General features: G+C 66.4%; 22 protein-coding genes. 13 read left to right on the forward strand and 9 right to left on the reverse strand.

Annotated elements, in window-relative coordinates; translation table 11 throughout:
• From B9N75_RS09775 to B9N75_RS09800, 6 genes are all read right to left on the reverse strand, one after another.
• Positions 1-1020, reverse strand: a complete 1020-nt coding sequence (locus B9N75_RS09775) for an arginine N-succinyltransferase (protein WP_085218626.1) — start codon at positions 1018-1020, stop codon at positions 1-3.
• Positions 1017-2228 (reverse strand): hydrolase, encoded by a 1212-nt coding sequence (locus B9N75_RS09780; RefSeq protein WP_085218627.1) that lies wholly within the window; start codon positions 2226-2228, stop codon positions 1017-1019. Before B9N75_RS09780 ends, B9N75_RS09775 begins: the two co-directional genes overlap by 4 nt.
• A gap of 51 nt (positions 2229-2279) precedes the next feature.
• Positions 2280-2600, reverse strand: coding sequence for a type II toxin-antitoxin system RelE/ParE family toxin (locus B9N75_RS09785; RefSeq protein WP_085218628.1), 321 nt, complete (start codon positions 2598-2600; stop codon positions 2280-2282).
• The gene (locus B9N75_RS09790; RefSeq protein WP_244552318.1) at positions 2597-2821 is read right to left on the reverse strand and encodes a ribbon-helix-helix domain-containing protein; all 225 of its coding nucleotides are present in this window, start codon (positions 2819-2821) and stop codon (positions 2597-2599) included. The genes B9N75_RS09785 and B9N75_RS09790 overlap by 4 nt, the downstream gene beginning before the upstream one ends.
• 51 nt (positions 2822-2872) lie before the next feature.
• Positions 2873-3343, reverse strand: a complete 471-nt coding sequence (locus B9N75_RS09795) for an RNA pyrophosphohydrolase (RefSeq protein ID WP_085218630.1) — start codon at positions 3341-3343, stop codon at positions 2873-2875.
• A gap of 82 nt (positions 3344-3425) precedes the next feature.
• The gene (locus tag B9N75_RS09800) at positions 3426-4400 is read right to left on the reverse strand and encodes an alpha/beta hydrolase (RefSeq protein WP_085218631.1); all 975 of its coding nucleotides are present in this window, start codon (positions 4398-4400) and stop codon (positions 3426-3428) included.
• 38 nt (positions 4401-4438) lie between these two features.
• On the opposite strand from B9N75_RS09800, the gene B9N75_RS09805 reads away from it, so the two are divergent.
• The 7 genes from B9N75_RS09805 (at position 4439) to B9N75_RS09835 (ending at position 12368) form a co-directional block, all read left to right on the forward strand.
• Positions 4439-5341 carry a histone deacetylase family protein gene (locus tag B9N75_RS09805; RefSeq protein ID WP_085218632.1) on the forward strand — a complete coding sequence of 301 codons (903 nt, stop codon included), beginning with the start codon at positions 4439-4441 and terminating at the stop codon, positions 5339-5341.
• A 91-nt stretch (positions 5342-5432) separates the two neighbouring features.
• On the forward strand, positions 5433-7316 hold the full coding sequence (locus tag B9N75_RS09810; protein WP_085218633.1) for a 2-oxoacid:acceptor oxidoreductase subunit alpha: 1884 nt from the start codon (positions 5433-5435) through the stop codon (positions 7314-7316).
• 76 nt (positions 7317-7392) lie between these two features.
• Complete coding sequence (locus tag B9N75_RS14465) at positions 7393-7581, forward strand: CPCC family cysteine-rich protein (RefSeq protein ID WP_085218634.1); 189 nt, start codon at positions 7393-7395, stop codon at positions 7579-7581.
• Entirely contained in the window at positions 7578-8600 is a 1023-nt protein-coding gene (locus B9N75_RS09820; protein WP_085218635.1) for a 2-oxoacid:ferredoxin oxidoreductase subunit beta, read from the forward strand. The genes B9N75_RS14465 and B9N75_RS09820 overlap by 4 nt, the downstream gene beginning before the upstream one ends.
• 207 nt (positions 8601-8807) lie before the next feature.
• Positions 8808-9734 carry a metal-dependent hydrolase gene (locus tag B9N75_RS09825; protein WP_085218636.1) on the forward strand — a complete coding sequence of 309 codons (927 nt, stop codon included), beginning with the start codon at positions 8808-8810 and terminating at the stop codon, positions 9732-9734.
• Positions 9731-11107, forward strand: a complete 1377-nt coding sequence (locus B9N75_RS09830) for a cryptochrome/photolyase family protein (RefSeq protein ID WP_085218637.1) — start codon at positions 9731-9733, stop codon at positions 11105-11107. The genes B9N75_RS09825 and B9N75_RS09830 overlap by 4 nt, the downstream gene beginning before the upstream one ends.
• A gap of 10 nt (positions 11108-11117) precedes the next feature.
• Positions 11118-12368, forward strand: a complete 1251-nt coding sequence (locus B9N75_RS09835; RefSeq protein WP_085218638.1) for an SAM-dependent methyltransferase — start codon at positions 11118-11120, stop codon at positions 12366-12368.
• Here B9N75_RS09835 and B9N75_RS09840 read toward each other — a convergent pair.
• Together B9N75_RS09840 and purF are read right to left on the reverse strand one after the other, a co-directional pair.
• Entirely contained in the window at positions 12365-13069 is a 705-nt protein-coding gene (locus B9N75_RS09840; RefSeq protein ID WP_085218639.1) for an SDR family NAD(P)-dependent oxidoreductase, read from the reverse strand. The genes B9N75_RS09835 and B9N75_RS09840 overlap by 4 nt on opposite strands.
• Positions 13070-13080: 11 nt before the next feature.
• Positions 13081-14547 carry an amidophosphoribosyltransferase gene (purF, locus tag B9N75_RS09845; protein WP_085218640.1) on the reverse strand — a complete coding sequence of 489 codons (1467 nt, stop codon included), beginning with the start codon at positions 14545-14547 and terminating at the stop codon, positions 13081-13083.
• Positions 14548-14717: 170 nt separating this feature from the next.
• Here purF and B9N75_RS09850 point away from each other — a divergent pair, with 170 nt between their 5' ends.
• The 4 genes from B9N75_RS09850 (at position 14718) to B9N75_RS09865 (ending at position 18651) form a co-directional block, all read left to right on the forward strand.
• Complete coding sequence (locus B9N75_RS09850; RefSeq protein ID WP_085218641.1) at positions 14718-15200, forward strand: hypothetical protein; 483 nt, start codon at positions 14718-14720, stop codon at positions 15198-15200.
• Between the two features lie 70 nt (positions 15201-15270).
• Entirely contained in the window at positions 15271-15717 is a 447-nt protein-coding gene (locus B9N75_RS09855) for a MerR family transcriptional regulator (protein ID WP_085218642.1), read from the forward strand.
• 119 nt (positions 15718-15836) lie between these two features.
• Positions 15837-17630, forward strand: a complete 1794-nt coding sequence (locus B9N75_RS09860; RefSeq protein WP_085218643.1) for an acyl-CoA dehydrogenase C-terminal domain-containing protein — start codon at positions 15837-15839, stop codon at positions 17628-17630.
• 28 nt (positions 17631-17658) lie between these two features.
• Positions 17659-18651, forward strand: a complete 993-nt coding sequence (locus tag B9N75_RS09865; RefSeq protein ID WP_085218644.1) for a DUF4268 domain-containing protein — start codon at positions 17659-17661, stop codon at positions 18649-18651.
• Here B9N75_RS09865 and B9N75_RS09870 read toward each other — a convergent pair.
• Positions 18648-19202 carry a helix-turn-helix domain-containing protein gene (locus B9N75_RS09870; RefSeq protein ID WP_244552319.1) on the reverse strand — a complete coding sequence of 185 codons (555 nt, stop codon included), beginning with the start codon at positions 19200-19202 and terminating at the stop codon, positions 18648-18650. The genes B9N75_RS09865 and B9N75_RS09870 overlap by 4 nt on opposite strands.
• Positions 19203-19424: 222 nt before the next feature.
• On the opposite strand from B9N75_RS09870, the gene B9N75_RS09875 reads away from it, so the two are divergent.
• Positions 19425-21419: a serine hydrolase domain-containing protein gene (locus B9N75_RS09875; RefSeq protein ID WP_085218646.1), complete on the forward strand. Its 1995-nt coding sequence runs from the start codon at positions 19425-19427 to the stop codon at positions 21417-21419.
• Between the two features lie 10 nt (positions 21420-21429).
• Positions 21430-22449, forward strand: a complete 1020-nt coding sequence (locus B9N75_RS09880) for a dipeptide epimerase (protein ID WP_085218647.1) — start codon at positions 21430-21432, stop codon at positions 22447-22449.
• The last annotated feature ends 51 nt before the right edge of the window (positions 22450-22500 follow it).

Genomic DNA, 22500 nt, shown 5'->3' on the forward strand with positions numbered 1-22500 from the left:
TCAGCGCCCCATCGCGACGAACCTGTCGCCGACGCCGATGCCGAGCAGTTCGGCCGCGGCGGCGCTCAACATCGCGCTGCCGTCCACGTGGAGTCCGACCTCGCCGTAGCAGGCGGCGAAATCACCGAGGCCGCCGGCGGCGAGCAGCATCCGTTCCTCGTCGATGTCGTCGGCGATCTCTGCGACGACATATTCGTTGGATTCGCGGATGGTGCGGACATTGTCGACCTCGGCGGACATGGTGGGGCCGCCGTCGAAGATGTCGATATAGCCGTCGAACTTAAAGCCTTCGCGCTCCAGCATCTTCATCGCGGCGCGGCCGGAAGGGTGGGGGACGCCCATCACGGTGCGTGCGCTCTCGGGCAGCATCGCGGTGTAGATCGGCGTCTTGGGCATCAGATCGGCGATGAACTGGTTGCCGTGCGCGCCGTTGAACTCATCGGCCTCCTGGAAGCTCATCCCGAAGAAGCGGCCGGCGACGGCATCCCAGAAGGGCGAACCGCCGGCTTCGTCGATCACGCCGCGCAGCTCGGCCAGGATGCGCGAGCCGAAGCGGTGGCGGTGCGTCTTGATGAAGAGATAACGGCTGCGCGCGATGAGGAGGCCGAGCCCGCCGGCGCGTTCGCCGGGATGGAGGAAGAGCCCGCCGACTTCCGAGCAGCCATCGAAATCGGTAACCAGGGTCAGCATTTCGGCGCGGAAGGTCTTGCCGAGTGCTTTGGACGTCTGGGTCAGCGTGCTTATCCGATAGGAATAAAAGGGCCATTCCACGCCGACCTGGCCGAAAATCTGGCAGGTGCCGCGGATCTGGCCGGTGTCGACATTCTCCAGCACCATCACGAACAGATCGTCGCTCTGTGCATCGCTGGACGAGGACAGCGCGGCCTGCGAGCGTTCGAGCTTGGCCTGCAACGCCTTGCGCTCGGGCGGCAGGTTGGTGAACCCGCCGCCGGTCAATTTCGCCATCTCGTAGATCGCCTGCAGATCGTCCATCCGCGCGGGCCGCACCCTGAAGCTCACAATTCCTCCCCCGTCGCCAGTCTCATGATGGTGAGCGCCGATAGCCCCGCGCGCTCAGCAAGGCTGTCGACGATCATATACTCGTCCATGCTGTGGATCGCGCCGCCGCGCACCCCCATCGTGTCGACGACGGGGACGCCGCAGGCGGCGATATTGTTGCCGTCGCACACCCCGCCGCTCGGGCGCCAGTCGATGCTCTGGCCGAGATCGGCGCCGCAGCGGCGGACGAGGCGGAACAGCGCCTCCGCCTTCGGATCGAGCGGCTTGGGCGGACGCGCGAAGCCGCCATGAACGTGGATCGTCACGTCATGCTCGGCGGAGACCATCGCGACGGCGCCGTCGAGATGCGCCTGCGCGCGCGCCTGGTCCTCGATCGTCGCGGGGCGCATGTTGACGCGCAGCACCGCGCTGTCGGGCACGACATTGTTCGGCCCGCCGCCGTCGATCTTGGCCGGATTGACCGAGAGTCGCGGCCCCCGCGCCTTGACGAGCCGGAGCGCGAGATCGGCGGCGGCGACCACCGCGTTGCGCCCGTCCTCGGGGTTGCGCCCCGCGTGCGCGCTGCGCCCCTGCACGAATAGCGAGAAATTGCCGCTGCCAGGCCGCGCGCCGGCGAGCGTGCCGTCGGGTAGTGCCGCGGGCTCGTATGTCAGCGCCGCGATCTTGCCGCGCGCGGCCTCGGCAAGCAACGCGGCGGAGGCGGGCGAGCCCACTTCCTCGTCGCTGTTGATGACGACCTCATAGCCGATGCGCGCCGCCACGGGCGAGGCCTCGACGCCCTTCAGCGCCGCGAGCATCACCGCGAGCCCGCCCTTCATGTCGGCGACGCCGGGGCCGCCGAGCACGCCGGGCTTGATCCAGTGCAGCGCCTGGAACGGGTGATCGGCGCCGTAGACGGTGTCCATATGGCCGGTGAGGACAATCTGGACCGGCGCGTCGGCGCGCACCTTCAGGTGCAGGTGGCGCCCATGGAGAAGCGGAACGAGCGATCCGTCCGCAGCCATCGCATCGACCGGCGCCGGATCGCGCAGCGCGATCTCGCCGGGCAGCGCGGAGAAAGCGTCGGCCAGCATGCCCGCGACCGTCTCGAGCCCCGCAAGATTGCGCGATCCGCTGTTGACCGCCGACCATGCCTCGACCTCAGCCAGCATCGGCTCGGCACCCGCCCGCTCGACGGCGGCGGCTTCGGAACTGGTCAAGGACGGCATGGCCACGTCTCTATGCGGGATTGCGGGGCAAGGCCAGTAGCCCGAACAGGCTTACTCGGCAGCAAGCCAAGCCGGAATGTCGCGGCTTGCATGGAGCACGCGCCACAGATCGATGTGATCGCCGCGCTCGACATAGAATAAGAGATAGGGGAAGCGCGCCAGCTTGCGGCTTCGCAATCCCGGCAGATCCAGCGCCAGCCCATAGTGGGGCGAGCCCTGCGCCGGCGCTGCCGAAATGCGATCGAGGCCCTTTTCCAAAGCATCGATGAAGCGAAGCGCCACGTCTGGGCCTGCGTCGGCAGTATAGAAGGCAATGGTCTGGTCAATGTCGGCGCGCGCGATGGCGCGGGGAATGACGGGTTTTCCGCTCAAGCGCCTTTGCCGACCTTGGCCCGCAACTCGCGAAAATAGGCAGGACCGATCGCTTCGGTCGCCGGAGACGATGCGCCCGCGAGCATCACGTCTCGTAACGCTTGCCGCTCCTGCTCCCGGCGGATGAGTTCCTGCATATACGCGCTGCTCGTGCCGAAGCCGCGATCCTCGACCTGCCGATCGACGAAGGATTTGAGCACATCGGGAAGCGAGATGTTCATCGTGGGCATGTCGTCAGATTACCTCGATTGGCAATTTTTGGCAACCATGCCTCAAAGCCACCGTGCGAAGGTGGTGAGCACTTCCTCGTACAGCAGCTTCTTGAACGGGACGATCATCGCGGGGAGTTCGGCGGGCTCAGCCCACTTCCAGGCGCGGAACTCCTGGTCGTGGGCGTCGAGCTTCACGTCGGCGTCGGTGCCGGTGAAGCGCATCAGGAACCAGATCTGGCGCTGTCCCCGCCAGCGGCCCTTCCAGAGCTTGCCGATCAGGTCTTCGGGAAGATCGTAGAGCAGCTCGCCCTCGGAGCGGGCAATGATCTCGACCAGCGCGGCGGGGATGCCGGTTTCCTCCTCCAGCTCGCGGAGCGCGCCCGTCTCGGCATCCTCGCCCTCGTCGAGGCCGCCCTGCGGCATCTGCCAGGCTTCGAGCGTGCTATCCATCCGCTGCCCGACGAACACGCGGCCTTCGCGATCCAGCAGCATCACGCCGACGGCCGGGCGATAGGGAAGGTTTTGGGTCATAATCTCGCTCTTCCGCTTGTCCTGAGCTTGTCGAAGGACTGTCCTTCTTCCGGGCATAAGCAAAGGCAGGGCTTCGACAAGCTCAGCCCGGGCGGTGGGTGGGGAGGTGTTCGGCGATCATATGTTTCAGCACCGTCGTGCAGCCTTCGATATCCGCTTGCGACGACGGGATCGCGCGGCGCAGGTTGATGAAACCGTGGATATTGCCCTCCGCCTCGCGAAAGACGGTGGAGACGCCGGCCTCGATGCAGGCGGCGGCATAGGCGCGGCCCTGATCGCGGATCGGATCGAGACCGGCGGTAACGACAAGGGTTGGCGGCATGCCCTTCTGGCTCTTGAGCAAGGGGGCGTAGCGCCAATCCTTCCCGTCGGGCCGGTAGCAATCGTCAAACCATTTCATGCTCGCCCGGCTGAGCAGATAGCCTTCGCCGAAATCGCTGAAGGAGGGATAGCCCTTGGTCGGATCGGCGGCGGGATAGATCGGCCATTGCGCGATCACCGGCGCATTGGCGGGATCGTCGCGCAATGCGAGGCTGACGATGATCGTGAGATTGCCGCCGGCGCTGTCGCCGGCGGGAATCAGACCCGTGACGTCGCGGCCGAGCGTTGCCGGGTTCGCCGCGACGAAGCGTGCCGCGGCGATGCAATCCTCGGGCGCGGCGGGCCAGGGGGCTTCGGGCGCGAGGCGATAATCGACCGAGACGACGGGCAGATCGAGCAGCCGCGCAATCTCGGCGCAGAAGGGTTCGTGGGTGAAGATGTCGCCGAAGACGAAGCCGCCGCCGTGGAGAAACAGCACCACCGGCCCCGGCCCGCGGTCCGCGCGGGCATCATAGACGCGCAGCGGAATGTCGCCGGCCGGGCCCGGGGCAACCGCATCGCGGACGAAGGCGACCTCGCCGACCGGCGCATCCGACACGTCGCGCGCGGTGCGCATCATGTTGCGCGCCTCGACTGCGCCGACCTCATAATTGCGCGGGCCGGGCAGGGCGTTGAGATAATCGAGGAAGCGCCGCACATCGGGGCGGACGAAAGGATCGGCCAGAATCGGCTCCATCGCTAGGCGGCCATCGGGATCGCGCCTAACTAGGGGCGATGATCCCCATCGTCCATCATGCCGACTATGTCGCCGTCGCGCCGCCGGGCAGCGCCTATCGGTGGGGCAAGAACGGGCTGGTGCGCGATCTCCTGCTGGAAAGCGGCGCCGCGATCGACTGGATCGAGCCCGATCCGATGCCGCGCGCGTGGCTGGAGGCAGTACACGATCCTGCCTATGTCGCCGAAGTGGTGGAAGCGCGGGTGCCGACCGAGAAGGAGCGGCGGATCGGCTTTGCGGTCAGCGAGACGGTCGCGCGCCGGTCCGAGCGCGTGCCGGGCGGGACCTATGCGGCGTCGCTGCTCGCGCTGGAGCGCGGCCATGCGGCGAACAGCGCGGGCGGCAGCCATCATGCGCTGGCCGATACCGGCGCAGGCTATTGCGTGTTCAACGATCTCGCGATCGCCGCCGTCCGTCTGGTGGAGGAGGGCCGGGCGAAGAGCGTGCTGGTGGTCGATTGCGACGTCCACCAGGGCGACGGCACCGCGGCGCTGCTCGCCGGGCGGCCCGGCATCGCAACCTATTCGATCCACGCCGAGAAGAACTTCCCCGCCCGCAAAGCGCGTTCCACCCTCGACGTGCCGCTCGCCGACGGGACGGGGGACATCGCCTATCTGGAAGCGCTTGCGGCGACGCTCGCGCCGATGGTGCTGCAGCTCGCGCCCGACATCATCCTCTATCAGGCCGGGGTCGATCCGCACGCCGACGACAGGCTCGGCCGCCTCGCGCTCAGCAGCGAGGGGCTCGACGGGCGCGACCGGTTCGTCGCGGGGCTGGCGCGCGGCTCGGGCATCGCGCTCGCGACCACGCTGGGCGGCGGCTATGGCGACGATCTGATGGAGCCGGCGCGGCGGCACGTGCGTTCCATCCTCACCGTTGCCAGCGTCTTCGGGCAGGGGTGAGGCGGCAGATGCTGCGGCAAATAGCCCCTTGGGTTGGCGCGGCGCGGCGCGTAGAGACGGCGCAAAGCCCGACAGTGCAGAGAGTGCCCAGATGGCGACCGCCACCCATTTCGTGACCCCTGAGGAAGCCGCGGCCGACGCTCCGCTCGAATCCGTCGTCGTCCGCTTCGCCGGCGATTCCGGCGACGGGATGCAGTTGACCGGCGGGCAGTTCACGCTCTCGACCGCACTCGCCGGCAACGATCTCGCGACGTTCCCCGATTTTCCGGCCGAGATCCGCGCGCCGCAGGGCACGACCTTCGGCGTCTCCGCGTTCCAGATCAATTTCGGTTCCTCGGCGATCGAGACCGCGGGCGACGCGCCCGACGTGCTGGTGGCGATGAACCCGGCGGCGCTCAAGACCAATGTCGGCGATTTGAAGCGTGGCGGGCTGGTGATCGCGGACAGCGGCGAGTTCGGCGCGCGTAACCTCGCCAAGGCGGGTTACGAGGTCAGCCCGCTCGAGGACGAAAGCCTCGCCGACTGGCGGGTGATGGCGTTCAACATCTCGCAGCTCACGCTCGATGCGGTGAAGCCCTTCGGCCTCGGCAACAAGGAGGCGCTGCGCTGCAAGAATATGTGGACGCTGGGGCTCGCGCTCTGGATGTTCGACCGCGATCGCGGGCCGATCGAGCAATGGCTCAAGACCAAGTTCGCCAAAGCGCCCGAGCTCGCCGAAGCCAATATCGCGGCGCTCAACGCCGGCCATGCCTATGGCGAAACGGCGGAGATCGGCGGCGAGATCGGCCGCCACCATATCGATCCGGCACCCGCCGAACCCGGCCTCTACCGCACGGTCACCGGCGCCGAAGCGATCTCGGTCGGCCTCGTCGCGGGTGCGCAGCTGGCCGAGCTGCCGATGTTCTTCGGCGGCTATCCGATCACGCCTGCGTCGGCGATCCTGCATCATCTGTCGCGGCTCAAGGAATATGGCGTCACCACCTTCCAGGCGGAGGACGAGATTGCGGCGGTCGCGGCTGCGATCGGCGCGAGCTTCGCCGGATCGCTCGGCGTCACTTCCTCGTCGGGGCCGGGCATCGCGCTGAAGGGCGAGGCGATCGGGCTCGCGATCATGACCGAGCTGCCGCTGGTGATCGTCAATTCGCAGCGGGGCGGGCCGTCGACGGGGCTGCCCACCAAGACCGAGCAGTCCGATCTCTATCAGGCGGTCTACGGCCGCAATGGCGATGCGCCGCTGCCGGTGATCGCCGCGCGCTCGCCCGCCGACGCCTTCGATTGCGCAATAGAAGCGGTGCGCATCGCGACCCAATATATGACGCCGGTGATGCTGCTGACCGACGGCTATATCGCCAATGCGGCCGAGCCGTGGAAGGTGCCGGACATGGCAACCTATGCGCCGTTCCCCGCCGCGTTCCACGATGCGCCGCTGGCGGACGGGGAAAGCGTCAATCCCTATGCGCGCGACGAAAAGCTGAAGCGCGTCTGGATCAAGCCCGGCACGCCCGGCCTGATGCACCGCATCGGCGGTATCGAGAAGAATGTCGGGTCTGGGCATATCGACTATACCCCCGCCAACCACCAGGCGATGACCGACATCCGCGCCGACAAAGTGCTTGGCATCGCCAATTCGATCGCGCCGCAGGACGTGTGCCTCGGCACCGAGGGCGGCGCGCTGGCGGTGGTCGGCTGGGGATCGACCTTCGGGCCCATCCATCAGGCCGTCCGCCGCGCGCGCGCGCGCGGCACCGACGTCAGCCACGTCCACATCCGCCACATCTGGCCATTGCCCAAGAACCTCGGCGATCTGCTGCGCAGCTATGACCGCGTGATCGTGCCGGAGATGAACACGGGCCAGCTCAAGACGCTGCTGCGCGATCAGTATCTGATCGACGCGCGGCCGGTGAACAAAGTCTCCGGTCAGCCCTTCAAGATCGCCGAGATCGAAGCGGCCATCGCGGAGGCGCTGGCACGATGAACCCGCGCCCGCTGCCGCTCATCGTCATGCTCGCGCTGGTGTGCGTGCTGATCGCTTATCTCTGGGGCTGGATCTGATGGATCATGCCTGTCCCGTTTGCGCGCAAAGCGTATTTTCGGACGAAGGCAGTTATGAGATTTGCGTCGTTTGCGGCTGGGAACATGATCCGACTCAGGGTCAGAACGCCGATTTATCAGGTGGTGCCAATAACCTGTCTCTGAATGAGGCCCGCCGCGTTTGGGAATCTGGAAAGCAAGTTCGATGAACGAAATGACCAAACTTACCGCCAAGGATTTCGCCACCGATCAAGAGGTGCGCTGGTGCCCGGGTTGCGGCGACTATGCGGTGCTGAAGGCGGTGCAGCGCACGATGCCTGATCTCGGCGCCGATCCTTCGAAGACGGTGTTCGTCTCGGGCATCGGCTGCTCGTCGCGCTTCCCTTATTATATGGAGACCTACGGCTTCCATACCATCCACGGCCGCGCGCCGGCGGTGGCGACGGGCGTGAAGCTCGCCAATCCGGAGCTGGACGTGTGGATCATCACCGGCGACGGCGATGCGCTGTCGATCGGCGGCAACCACACGATGCACATCCTGCGCCGCAACCTCGATTGCCAGATCCTGCTGTTCAACAACGAAATCTACGGGCTGACCAAGGGCCAATATTCGCCGACCTCGCGCGTCGGCACGCGCAGCCCGTCCACCCCGTTCGGGTCGGTCGACCGGCCGGTCAGCCCCTGCGCCTTCGCGCTGGGATCGGGCGCGCGGTTCGTCGCGCGCGGGATCGACGTCAGCAAATATCTGCCCGACGTGCTGAAGGCCGCACACGGCCATCGCGGCGCGGCGTTCGTCGAGATCTTCCAGAATTGCATCGTCTACAACGACGACGTGTTTGCGCCCTTCACCGCCAAGGAGAATGCCGGCAACCAGCTCTGGCTGGAGGCGGGCAAGCCGATCCTGTTCGCGGGCGGCGCCAAGGGGCTGACGCTCGACCGCCAGGCGCTCAACCTCAAGGTCGTCGACGTCGCGGACGGCGACTGGGAAGCCGCGGGCGTGATCGTCCACGATCCGGCGAACAAGGCGGTGGCGCACATGCTGATCGACATGCCGTTCGGCGCCTATCCGATGGCGCTCGGCGTTATCTACGAGGATCCTGCGCCGACCTTCGACAGCGCCGTCCGCACCCAGCAGGAACAGGCCGCCGCCGGCAAGAAGGCCGACCTCCAGGCGCTCGTCGCCAAGGGTCAGAGCTGGCAGGTCGAAAAGGAACCGCGTGACCAGTGACACCTTCTCCCCGGCGGGGGAGAAGGATACCACAGCTTGGCGGCAAAGCCGCCGTAGCGGAGGTTGGATGAGGGCGGGCGGCGCCACGGCGCCGCGCGCTCGCATCTTGCGAGCGCTCACCCCTCACCCAGCTACGACTAGGCAGCGCGCTGCCAAGTCTTCGCAACCCTCTCCCGCAAGGGGAGAGGGACGAGCGGCGGAGGCAATTTGGACAATCTGACGCATAGCCTGGCGGGTGCGGTGCTGGGACAGATGGGGCTGAAGCGGCTGTCGGGCCGGGCGATGCCGACGCTGATCATTGCCGCCAACCTGCCCGATATCGACGCGGTCGCATCGGTGCTCGGCACGCAGTCGCTCACCATCCGCCGCGGGATCACGCACGGGCCGATCGCGCTTCTGTTGCTGCCGCTGGTGCTGACCGGATTGATGCTCGCCTGGAACCGGTGGCGGCCGGCGAAGGAGCCGGTCAATTCCCGCGCGCTATTGCTGCTCGCTTATGTCGGCGCGCTCAGCCATCCGGCGCTCGATTGGCTCAACAGCTACGGCATCCGTCTGCTCGAGCCGTTCAGCAGCCGCTGGTTCTACGGCGATACCCTCTTCATCATCGATATCTGGATCTGGGCGGCGCTGATCGCGGGAGTGTGGCTGTCGCGCCGGCGCGAGAAGCGCGGCGGCAACTGGCGCGCACCTGCGATCGCCAGTTTCGCGGCGATCTGCGCCTACATCTTCGCCAATGGATTGATCACCGGCCGCGCCGAGGCGACGACGCATCATGCGGTGGAGCGCGATCTGGCGCTCACCCCTTCGCTAGTGGTCGCCAATCCGGTGCCGCTGCGCTTCTGGGCGCGGCGGATGGAATGGCGCGCGGGCCGCCTGTGGGGCGAAGGCGCATTCGACCTCGCGAACGGCGTCACGCTCGGCGGTGCGCCGCATCCCGCCAACCTCGGCGATCCGCGGCTGGCGCGGGTGCGCGACCGGCCGGATGTCGCGGCGCTGCTCTTCTGGGCGCGGATGCCGGTGGTGGTGGAGCGCGGCGGCGTTGCGGTGCTGACCGATCAGCGCTTCGCAGACCTCAGCGGCGGCGGACGCGGGCGTCGCTTCGGCTATGATCCGTTCAGCGTGCCGCTGGAATGACCGCGCCGCCCGTCATCGTCTGGTTCCGGCAGGATCTGAGGCTTGCCGACCAAGCCGCGCTCGCCGCCGCGGCGGCGGAAGGGCCGGTTATCCCGTTCTATGTGCTGGACGACGAAACGCCCGGCAAATGGCGGATCGGCGGCGCGCAGCGCTGGTGGCTGTACCACAGCTTGCAGGCGCTCGATGCGTCGCTGGGTCGGCATCGGTCGCGGCTGATCCTGCGCAGCGGCAAAGCGGCGGAGGTCGTCGCGGCCGTCGCGAAGGAGGTGGGCGCGACGCGAGTCCACGCGATCCGCCATTACGAGCCCTGGTGGCGCGAGGCCGAGGATGCGCTCGGCAAGGCGGTCGATCTCTGTCTCCACGACGGCAACCAGCTCGCGCCGCCGGGTGCGGTGCGCACGGGATCGGGCGGCATATTCAAGATTTTCACGCCTTTCTGGCGCGCGCTGCAGGAACATATGCCGCCGCCCGCACCCGCCGAGGTGCCGAGCCTCTCCGCGCCATCGCGCTGGCCGAAGAGCGAACGGCTGGAGGAGTGGGCGCTGCTTCCCGAAAAGCCTGACTGGGCGGAGGCGTTCGATACGGAATGGACGCCCGGAGAAGCGGGCGCGGCGGAGCGGCTCGAGGATTTCGTAGCCGAGGTCGCGCGCTACAAGGCGCGGCGCGATCTGCCGGCGGAGGAGGGGACGAGCCGGCTGTCGCCGCACCTGCACTTCGGCGAGATTTCGCCGGCGACCGTGTGGCATCGGCTGTCGCGCGCGAAGGGCGCCGAGTTCCTCCGCGAGCTTGCGTGGCGCGACTTCGCGCAGAACGAGTTGCTCATCCTGCCCGAGCTTGGTGAGGCGAATGCACGCGAGGCGTTCGATCGCTTCCCCTGGCGCAGCGGCAAGGCGGCGGCGAGCGATCTTCGCGCATGGCAGCAGGGGCGGACCGGCTACCCGATCGTCGATGCGGGGATGCGGCAGCTCTGGGCGACCGGCTGGATGCACAACCGCGTGCGGATGATCGCCGCTTCGTTTCTCATCAAGCATCTGCTGATCGACTGGCGCGATGGCGCGGCCTGGTTCTGGGACACTCTGGTCGATGCCGATTGGGGCAACAACAGTCTCAACTGGCAGTGGGTCGCGGGGTCCGGGTTCGATTCCAACCCGTTCGGCCGGATCATGGCGCCGCTCTCGCAATCGGAGAAGTTCGATGCGGGCGACTACATCCGCGCGTGGGTGCCCGAGCTGGGCGAGGTCGATGACGCGGCGATCCACGATCCGCACGGCGTGGGCGCGGCGCCCGAGGGTTATCCCGAGCCGCTGATCGGTCACAAGGAAGCCCGTGCCCGGGCGCTCTCCGCGGTGGCGAAGATCAAATCGGCGCGATAAGGCGCCTCCCATGGCCAGCCGCGGCAAGCATCTCGTCACCGCCGATCGCGGATTTGCCACCGGTGGCGGTGTCGCCGCGCGGCTGATCGGCGGCGGGTTCCACCGGCTGCTCGACCGGATCGACGCGGGGCTGGCGGAAGGCGGCATCGATGCCACCTTGCCCGACGGCACGCACCGCATCCTCGGCAATCGCGCGCCGGGGCCGATGCCGGTGGTGCGGCTGCATAGCTGGCGCGCGCTGGTGCGGCTCGCGACTTCCGGTTCGGTCGGCTGGTACAAGGCGTGGGCGCGCGGCGAATGGTCGAGCCCCGATCCGGTGCCGCTGTTCGATCTCTTCATGCGCAACGGCGCGAGCCTGGGGGATGCCGCGCGGGCGAAGGGGTTGTGGCGGCTGATCAACCGCGTCGCGCATCGTATCCGCCGCAACAGCCCGGCGAAGGCGCGCGAGAATATCGCCTTCCACTACGATCTCGGCAACGACTTCTACGCTGCCTGGCTCGATGCGGGGATGACCTATTCGTCGGCGATGTTCGGCGCGGCGGACGAACCGCTGGAGGCCGCGCAGGAGCGCAAGATTCGCGTCTTGCTCGACCGGCTGGCGCTTAAGCCTGGCCAGCGGTTGCTCGAGATCGGCTGCGGCTGGGGCTCGCTCGCCGAGATCGCGGCGCGCGATTATGGCGTCTATGTCACCGGCCTCACCCTCTCGGCCGAGCAAAAGGCGTGGGCGGATGCGCGGATCGCGGCGGCAGGCCTTGCCGATCGCGTCGATATCCGCCTGCTCGATTATCGCGCGGTCGACGCGCGGTTCGATGCCGTCGCCAGCGTCGAGATGGTCGAGGCGGTGGGCCAGGAATATTGGCCGGCCTATCTCGGCGCGATTGCGAAGGTGCTGAAGCCCGGCGGCCGTGCCGCGCTGCAGCTCATCTCGATCCGCGAGGAATTGTTCGAATCCTATGCGGCGAGCGCGGATTTTATCCAGACCTATGTCTTTCCCGGGGGGATGCTGGTCAGCGAACGGCGCTTCGCCGCGATCGCGCGCGACAATGGGCTCGACTGGCAGGACCGGCACGGCTTCGGCCTCGATTATGCCAAGACGCTGAAGCGCTGGCGCGCGTCCTATGACGCCGCAATCGGAGAGGGGCGGCTCGCCGAGTTCGATCGCGGCTTCCACGATCTGTGGCGCTATTATCTCATGTATTGCGAAGGCGGGTTTCGCGGCGGCGGGATCGACGTGGCGCAGGTGACCCTGGCGAAGGCCTAGAGGTCGAGCCGCGTTCCACTGGCGAAATCGCCCCTCAGCGCCTCGATCAACGCATCGGCCACCGCCGCGGGCTGCTTGATCGTCGCCGGGTCCTCACCGGGGAAGGCGCGGGTGCGCATCGTCGTCGCGGTTGCGCCGGGATTGAGCAGCAGGCACTTGATCGCCGAAACGTTCATCGTCTCGTCGGCGTAGCTCTGCACCAACACGTCGAGCGCCGCCTTGGACGCTGCATAGGCGCCCCAGTAGGCGCGCGGGCGCTGTGAGACACCGGAGGTGACGGCGACGAGCCGCCCGGCCTCGCTTTGCTTGAGCAATGGATGGAAGGTCGCGATCATCGCCTGCTGCGCGAGCAGGTTTAGCGTCAGCACCTTGTTGAATTCCTTACCGTCGATCGCCGCCACCGGCGTCAGCGTGCCGAGCATCGCGGCGTTGAGCACCAGCATGTCGAGCGATTTCCACCGCTCCGAGACGGCTATGCCGAGCCGGCCGATGCTCTCGCGCTCGGTGAGGTCGAGCGGCGCGATCGTCGCGCTGCCGCCCGCCGCGTGGATCCGCTCCTCCACCGCCTCGAGACCTTCGGCGGTGCGCGCGGTGAGGACGACGTGCGCGCCTTCCCGGCCCAGCGCCTCGGCGATCGCGGCGCCGATACCGCGGCTCGCGCCCGTAACGAGCGCCGTACGATTGGCGAATGCTTGCGTCATGTCTTCAGCGTTCAGGCGTAGCGTTCGGCGAGCAGAGCGAGCTGGTCGGCGGGCTCATGCTCTTCATGGTCAGTGAGCCGGGTCGGATAATCGCCGGTGAAGCAGGCATCGCAATGCTGCGGCTGCGCCTCGTCGCGCGCATCCTCGCCGAGCGCGCGGTAGAGGCCGTCGATCGACAGGAAGGCCAGGCTGTCCGCCTTGATATAGTCGGACATCTCGGGGACGTTCATCTGCGCGGCGAGCAGGCCCGCGCGCTCGGGCGTGTCGACGCCGTAGAAGCAGCTATGCCGCGTCGGCGGGGAGGCGATGCGCATATGCACCTCGCGTGCGCCGGCCTCTCGCAGCATCTGGACGATCTTGAGGCTGGTGGTGCCGCGGACGATCGAATCGTCGATCAGCACCAGCTTCTTGCCCTGGATCAGCGCGATATTGGCATTGTGCTTGAGCTTCACGCCCAGGTGGCGGACATGATCGCTCGGCTGGATGAAGGTGCGGCCGACATAATGCGAGCGGATGATGCCGAGCTCGAACGGGATGCCGCTTTCCTGCGCATAGCCGATCGCCGCGGGGACGCCGCTGTCGGGGACCGGAACGACGAAATCCGCATCGACCGGATTCTCGCGCGCCAGCTCGGCGCCGATCTGCTTGCGGACCGAATAGACCGAAGATCCGTCGACGATGCTGTCGGGGCGCGAGAAATAGACATGTTCGAAGATGCAGGGGCGTGGGCGGACCGAGGCGAAGGGGCGGTGCGATTTGACCCCTTTTTCCGAAACGACAACCAGCTCGCCCGGCTCGACCGAGCGGATGTAGGTCGCGCCGACGACGTCGAGCGCCACCGTTTCCGACGCAAAGATATAGGCATCGCCGAGGCGGCCCATCACCAGCGGCCGGATGCCGAGCGGGTCCCGGCAGGCGATAACGCCCTCGCTCGTCAGGCAAACCAGCGAATAGGCGCCTTCGACCTGCTTCAGCGCGTCGATGAAGCGATCGAGCAGCGTGCGGTAGGTGGAGGTCGCGACGAGGTGGATGATGACTTCGGTGTCGCTGGTCGACTGAAAGATCGAGCCGCGGCGGTTGAGCTCGCGGCGGAGCTTCATCGCGTTCGAGATATTGCCGTTGTGCGCCACCGCGAAGCCGCCCGAGGCGAGCTCTGCAAAAAGCGGCTGGACGTTGCGCAGCGCCGTTTCGCCGGTTGTCGAATAGCGCACGTGGCCGATCGCGGCGCCGCCGGCGAGGCGCCGGATGATGTCGTCGCGGTCGAAATTGCCCGCGACATGGCCCATCGCGCGATGGCTGTGAAAGGAATTGCCATCCCAGCTCGTGATGCCAGCGGCTTCCTGGCCGCGGTGCTGCAATGCGTGGAGGCCCAGCGCCACCAGCGCGGAAGCCGTGGCTGCGCCCCAGATGCCGAAAATGCCGCATTCCTCGCGCAGCTTGTCCCCGTAAGCGGGGTCGAAGGGGTTCGTCGTCAGCATGATGTCCGGTCCCTGGCGGGCCGCTTCGGCGCGGCGCCGTCCATATAGGAAGCGAGTCTCGCTTTGTCTCCCTTTTGTCATCTTGAGCGGCGCGCACGGCGGGGAGGGCGGTTGCGCCCGCGCCGGCCGGCTGGCAGGATTCAGCCGTCCGAGCCGCACAGGAAGCTTATATGAAGATCGTCGCCCTCCTGCCGCTGACACTCCTCGCCGCCTGTTCCGATGCGGGGGAGCCGGCCAAGCAGCCCGCCGAGGCGCCGAAGGCGGTGGCCGGGCGCGGCCTGACCGGCCTCTACGAGGCGGCAGCGACCGGCGCCGCGAAGAGCCAGATGTGCGTGATCGAGCGCGATGGTGAGGCGCAGTTCGGCTTCGTCATCTGGGGCGCGAACGCGCATAGCTGCTCCGGCACGGGCACCGCGACGCAAAGCGATGCCGGCCTGAAGCTCGCGATGGCGGGCGATTCGGAATGCACGATCGACGCGAGCTTCGCCGACGGCGTGGTGACCTTCCCCGCCGCGATACCCGACGGCTGCGCTTATTATTGCGGCGCGCGCGCCAAGATGAACGGCACGACCCTGACACGCGTCGGCAACGCCGAGGCCGATGCGCTGAAAGCCACCGACCTCGTCGGCGATCCGCTCTGCCAGGGCATGTGAGCGCCGTGCGGTGCGGCTGCCCTAGCGTCGGCTATTGACGTTGACGTGAACGTAAACTAGTTCTCGGGCCATGCCGCACACCGCCCTCCATCGCGACTTTCATCAGTCCGACAGCAGCACGCAGACCTATTCGATCACCGATCTGTGCGACGAGTTCGGCGTCACCGCGCGCGCCCTCCGCTTCTACGAGGATGAGGGGCTGATCGCGCCGCAGCGTGCCGGATTGTCTCGCATCTATTCATGGCGCGATCGCGCGCGGCTCGCCTGGATCCTGCGCGGCAAGCGCGTGGGGTTCAGCCTGGCCGAAATCCGCGCGATGATCGACCTCTACGACCGCGGCGACAACCGCGAGGAGCAGCGCCGCGTGACCATCGCCAAGTGCGAGGAGCGGATCGCGCTGCTCGAAAAGCAGAAGCACGACATCGACGAGACGATCGCCGAATTGCGCAGCTTCGTCGGCAAGATCGGTGACCCGAGCGCCACCGTCCCGGTTCCGAAGCCCGACCGGACTAACTGATTAAAGCGTCATTGCGAGCGCAGCGAAGCAATCCAGGACCCACGCCCAGCACTGGATTGCTTCGCCGCTTCGCTCCTCGCAATGACGGGAACACCGAAGGGCGCATCTAGGAGCCAGCCATGCCCGTCTATTCCGCACCCGTCCGCGACACGCGCTACGTGATCGATCACCTGCTCGGGCTCGAGCGCTATTCGAACCTGCCGGGCTTCGAGAATGCGACGCCCGACATGATCGAGGCGGTGCTGACCGAGGGCGCACGGCTGTGCGAGGAAGTGCTGCTGCCGCTCAACCGATCGGGCGACGAGGAAGGCTGCACCCGCAACGCAGACGGATCGGTGACGACGCCCAAGGGCTTCAAGGAAGCGTGGGAGCAGTTCGTTGCGGGCGGCTGGACTACGCTCAGTGCGCCCGAAGAGTTCGGCGGGCAGGGGCTGCCGCACGTCGTCTCGACCGCGCTCAGCGAATATCTCTGCTCGGCCAATCACGCGTTCGAGATGTATAACGGGCTGACCCAGGGCGCGATCGCGGCGCTGCTGGTCAAGGGCTCGGACGAACTCAAGGCGACCTACGTCCCCAACATGGTCTCCGGCAAATGGACCGGCACCATGAACCTTACCGAGCCGCATTGCGGCACGGACCTCGGCCTCATCCGCACCAAGGCGGAGCCGCAGGGCGACGGCAGCTACAAGATCACCGGCACCAAGATTTTCATCTCCTCGGGCGAGCATGATCTGGCCGAGAACATCATCCACCTCGTCCTCGCCAAGGTCACCGGCGCCCCGGACAATGTGAAGGGCATCTCGCTCTTCGTCGTCCCGAAGTTCCTCGTGAACGCCGACGGTTCGGTCGGCGATCGCAATCCGGTCACCTGCGGGTCGATCGAGGAGAAGATGGGCATCCACGGCAACTCGACCTGCGTCATGAACTATGACGGCGCGACCGGCTGGCTGGTCGGCGAGGAGAATAAGGGGCTCGCCGCGATGTTCATCATGATGAACGCGGCGCGGCTCGGCGTCGGTCTCCAAGGTCTCGCGCAGGGCGAGATCGCGCGCCAGAACGCCGTCCAATATGCCAAGGACCGCCGCCAGGGCCGCGCGCTGACCGGCCCGGCCGAGCCGGATCAGAAGGCCGACACGCTCTTCGTCCACCCCGATGTCCGCCGGATGCTGATGGAGGCCAAGGCCTTCACCGAGGGCGCGCGCGCCTTCATCCTGTGGGGCGCGCTGCAGGTCGATCTCAGCCGCAAGGCGCAGACCGAGGAGGAGCGGCTCGCGGCGGACGACCTCATCTCGCTGCTCACCCCGGTCATCAAGGGCTATCTCACCGACAAGGGCTTCGATACCGCGGTGACCGCACAGCAGGTGTTCGGCGGCCACGGCTACATCCGCGAATGGGGGATGGAGCAATATGTCCGCGACGCCCGCATCGCGCAGATTTACGAGGGCACCAACGGCATCCAGGCGATGGACCTCGTCGGCCGCAAGCTGCCCAAGGACGGCGGCCGCGCGATCCGCGCCTTCTTCGCGCTGGTCGGCGAGGAAGCCGCCGCCGGGAAGGATGCCGAGGGCACCAAGGAAATCGCCGCGGCGCTGGAAAAGGCGAATGGCGAGCTGCAGGCCGCGACCATGTGGCTGATGCAGAATGCGATGGCGAATCCCAACAACGCGGGCGCCGCGGCGTTCAGCTACATGCACCTGATGGGCATCGTCTGCCTCGGCCTCATGTGGCTGCGCATGGCCAAGGCGAGCGGCGCGGCGCTGGCGCAGGGCGAGGGCGACAAGGCCTTCCATGAAGCCAAGCAGATCACCGCGCGCTTCTTCGCCGAGCGGATCATGCCCGAAGCCGGCGCGCTCCGCCGCAAGATCGAGACCGGCGCGGAAAGCATGATGGCGCTGCCGGTGGAGGCGTTCTAACTAAACTCTCCTAATCGCGGAGCAGATTATGGTCTCAATCACCGAACTAGGCCGGTTACAGAAGGTGGATCTCAGAGACGCTTGGCCTCACGAAGCGCATAATTTCACACCCTGGCTTGCTCAGGAAGAAAATCTGAGATTGCTGGGTGATACGCTGGGCCTGGAAATGGAGTTGGAGGCAGTCGAGAAGGCCGTCGACTCCTTCAGTGCGGACATTTTGGCGCGCGACACGATCGAAGGCGGCTGGATTCTGATCGAGAATCAGCTCGAGCAAACGAACCATTCTCACCTTGGCCAGATTCTGACCTATGCTGCCGGCCTCAACGCAAAAACGGTGGTTTGGATAGCCCGGGAGTTTCGAGAGCCGCATCGCGCAGCGGTTGATTACCTCAACGAGGTTTCATCGCAGGAATATAATTTCTTCGGCGTTCAACTGGAGCTGTATCGCATCGGCGATAGTCCGCTCGCGCCTCGCTTCGATGTCGTCGCCAAGCCGAATGGCTGGTCCAAACGGCTTGTTGCACGAACAAAGGAGGGAGGCGCACTTGCGGCGACCAAGCAAGAATGGGTGGATTATTGGACGCGCTTTATCGAATCTCCCGAGGCCGGCGAGTTAAAGCTCGCTGCGAGAGTGCCTCCCAAGGAAGGCTGGTGCCGCGTTGAGCAATTGCGGAGTGGCGACGCTAGCGTCGCGACTTGGCTCCATAACAACGACGTTCAAGCCCGGGTGGTTCTTTGGGTACAGGGGCCGTTCGCGAAAGCGATGTTCGATCATCTCTCGATCAGCAAGAACGAGATCGAACGCGAACTGGGGACAATACTCAGTTGGGATCGAATGGACGGCAAGAAATCCAGCATGATCGCCATCGAGACGAAAGCTGGTGACGGGACAGGCGAGGCAGCTGAATTCAAGTGGCTTGCTGAATGGGCAGCAAAATTCGCCACGGCTTTCCGTCCACGGGTGGTTGGCGTCGATTCGGCTGCCTTGGTGTCTCTTAGCTCGGCCCCGGAGCCCGCCTAAAGCACCGCCTCGCCGTGGAGGTTCATCAGCGAATCGATGAGGCCTTCGTCGGCGCTGGAGCAGACGCCCAGCACCACCGCCTCGTCGCAGCCCTCGGCGGCGATGTAGGCGTGGCCCATGGTGGAATCGATGTAGATCGATTCGCCTTCCTCTAGCGTCACCGGATCGTAGAATTCGCTGTGCACCTCGATACGGCCCTGGATCACGTAGATGATCTCTTCGCCCTGGTGACGGACGAGTTCCCCGAATTCGGCCAGCGTCTTGGCGCGGATGCGGGTGATGATCGGGATCATCCGCTTCCGCCGGAGCTCGGTCGACAGGAAATAATAGTCGTAATTCGGCGTGTTGATGCGGAACGCCTGCTCGATTCGGCCGATGCTGCGGCGCGCGGTGAATTGCGGCTCGGTGTCGCCGTCGGCTTCCGCGAACAGGTCGGACATCCGGATGTTGAGCCGCTGGCTTAACTGCTGGAGCTTGTCGTAGGTCAGCGTCAGCCGGTCATGCTCGACCTTCGACAGGGTCGATACGGGGATGCCGCTCTTTGCGCTCATCTCCTTAAGCGTCCAGCCGAAACGCGACCGCAAATCGCGGAGCACGGCACCGAGCGTAGGCCGTTCGCCCTTCATGGTCTGGACCCCCGAAACGACTCGTTTGACAATTCTCTATTCAGGATCATTATGGCCCATTCAGGACTTGCTGTGCTCATAATAAGATAGGGCCAAGCGGGTCGGGGCGCAATCGCCGGATGAAAAGCGGCGGGCAGGAGGGGAACGATGCGATCTTGGAAGCTGATAGCGGCAGCCGCGCTGGCGGTGCTGATGGGGCCGGCGGCCGTGACGCAGGGCCCGGCGCCGGTCGCGCCCGTTTCCCCCACCGTTGCGCCCGAAAGCGTGCCACCGGCCCCACCGGCGGTTCCCTCCGGCGGCGCTCCGCTCGATCGCGCCAATGTCGAAGCCTGGCTCGACGGCTTCATGCCGTACGCGATGGCGCGCGGTGACATCGCCGGCGGCGTCGTCGTGGTCGTCAAGGACGGCCAGGTGCTGTTCGAGAAGGGCTATGGCTACAGCGACGTCGCCAAGCGCAAGCCGGTCTCCGCGGACGCGACGCTGTTCCGCCCCGGATCGGTCTCCAAGCTGCTGACCTGGACGGCGGTCATGCAGCTCGTCGAGCAGGGGAAGCTCGATCTCGACCGCGACGTGAACACCTATCTCGATTTCAAGATTCCCGCCTATGACGGCAAGCCGGTGACGCTGCGCAACATCATGACGCACACCGCGGGCTTCGAGGAATCGGCGCGCTACATCATGAGCAACGACCCCAAGGGTCCGCCGATGTCGCTCGAAGAGCTCATGCGCGACACGGTGCCGCGGCGCATCTTCGCGCCAGGGACGACGCCGGCCTATTCAAACTACGCCACCGCGCTCGCCGGCTATATCGTCGCCCGCGCCTCCGGTCAGTCGTTCGACGATTATATCGACCAGCACATCCTTCGACCGCTCAACATGACGCGCTCCAGCTTCCGCCAGCCGCTGCCGGCGAATTTGAAGCCGCTGATGTCGCAGGGTTATGCGCTCGGTTCGGGCGATCCCAAGCCGTTCGAGATGGTCGGCCCGGCGCCGGCCGGCAGCCTCGCGGCGACCGGCAACGACATGGCGAAGTTCATGCTCGCGCATCTCAATCAGGGGCAGGGGCTGTTGCGGCCGGAGACGGCCAAGCAGATGCACGAGACCACGCTCGACATCGTCCCGCCGCTCAACCGTATGGCGCTCGGCTTCTACGAGCAGAATATCAACGGCCACCGCGTCATCGGCCATGGCGGCGATACGCAGTGGTTCCACTCCTATCTGTGGCTGTTCCCGGACGACAATGTCGGGCTTTACATGTCGGTGAACAGCGCCGGCAAGGACGGCGCTACCGGGCCGCTGCGCGACGGGCTCTTCACCCAGTTCGCCGACCGCTACTTCCCGGCGCCGCTCAGCACCGCGAAGGTGGATGCCGAGACCGCGAAACAGCATGCCCAGATGATGGCCGGCACCTACACCAACAGCCGCGGCCATCAGAAGAGCTTCCTCAGCTTCCTCAACCTGATGGGGCAGGTGAAGCTCGGCGTGAACGCGGACGGGACGCTGAATGCGCCCGCGGTGACCGGCAGTGCGTCGCAGCCGCGCAAATGGGTCGAGATCGCGCCGTTCGTCTGGCGCGACGCTTACGGCAGCGAGCGGATCGCCGCGAAGGTCGAGAATGGCCAGGTCGTCCGCTGGAGCTTCGACGCCGTATCGCCCTTCATGATGTTCGATCGCGTGCCCTGGTACACCAACAGCGCGTGGCTGATGCCGGCCTTCCTCGCGGCGCTGGTCATCATCCTGCTGACCGCGCTGACCTGGCCCGCCGGCTGGATCGCACGGCGCCGCTACAAAGCCGCGCTGCCGTTCGAAGGGCAGGCGCTCAAGGCCTTCCGCCTGACCCGCGGCTTCGCCTGGGCGACGGTGCTGGTGGTCGTCGGCTGGGTGACCTTCATGAGCGTTGCGATGGCCGATTTCACTCTGCTGTCGGGATCGCTCGACTGGCTTCTCTACATCCTGCAGGCGCTGTCGCCGGTGGTGTTCTTCGGCATGGTCGGCATCGCCGCTTGGAACCTGTGGCTCGCCTGGACCGGCAAGCGCGGCTGGTTCTCAAGGACGTGGAGCGTGCTGCTGCTGATCGGCGCGGTGATCGTGCTGTGGGTGGCTTTGGCCTTCCACCTGATCGGCTTTGGCACCCTGTACTGAGCCGTAGCCGGTGTCGCTCAGCCCGCTTCGCCTGACCGTTCGTACGGAGAGCTTCGCCTACAAACAGCCGTTCCGGATTTCGGGCTATGTGTTCGACCGGACCGAGCTGGTGGTGGTGGAGCTTTCCTACGGTGAGCATGTCGGGCGGGGCGAGGCGGCGGGCGTCTATTATCTGGGCGACGACGTGCCCGCGATGCTGGCGGCGATCGAGCGGGTCCGCCCGGCGATCGAAGCGGGCGCGACGCGGCTGACGCTCCAGGCGCTGCTGCCGCCCGGCGGCGCGCGCAATGCGCTCGACTGCGCTTATTGGGAGCTGGAGGCGCGCCAGCAGGGAAAGCCGGTCTGGCAGCTCGCCGGCGTCCGCGAGCCGCGGCCGCTCCGCACTACGATCACCTTGGGCGCCGATGATCCGGCGAAGATGGCGGCAGCGGCCATCGCGCTCGGCGACGTCACCGCGATCAAGCTCAAGCTGACCGGCGAGGCTGCCGTCGATGCCGCGAGGGTCTCGGCAGTCCGCGCGGCCCGCGAGGATTGCTGGATCGGCGTCGACGCCAACCAAGGATACGACGCATCGGCAGTGCCGGCGCTTGCCGCGCATCTCGTCGCCAACCGCATCGAATTGCTCGAGCAGCCGATCAAGCGCGGCAGCGAAGCGGATCTCGACGGCGTCGCGCGCCCGCTGCCATTCGCGGCGGACGAGAGCTGCGTTTCGCTTGCGGAGATGGACCGCATCGCCGGCCGTTTCGATGTCGTGAACATCAAGCTCGACAAGTGCGGGGGGCTGACCGAAGGCCTCGCGATCGCTGCGCGGGCAAAGGCGATGGGCCTGTCGGTGATGGTCGGCAACATGATGGGCACCAGCATCTCAATGGCGCCGTCCTTCGTGCTCGGCCAGCTCTGCGACATCGTCGATCTGGACGGACCCACCTTCCTTGCGGAGGACCGTGATCCGGCGGTCGAATATCGGGGCGGAGACGTGTGGTGCCCCGAAAGTGTCTGGGGCGATCCGCAGCCCGCAATGACCCGTTGACATATTTCCAATCGGGATCATAACATCCCAAACAGGACATAATAATGACAG

It is taken from the genome of Allosphingosinicella indica (assembly GCF_900177405.1).
Classification (GTDB): domain Bacteria; phylum Pseudomonadota; class Alphaproteobacteria; order Sphingomonadales; family Sphingomonadaceae; genus Allosphingosinicella; species Allosphingosinicella indica.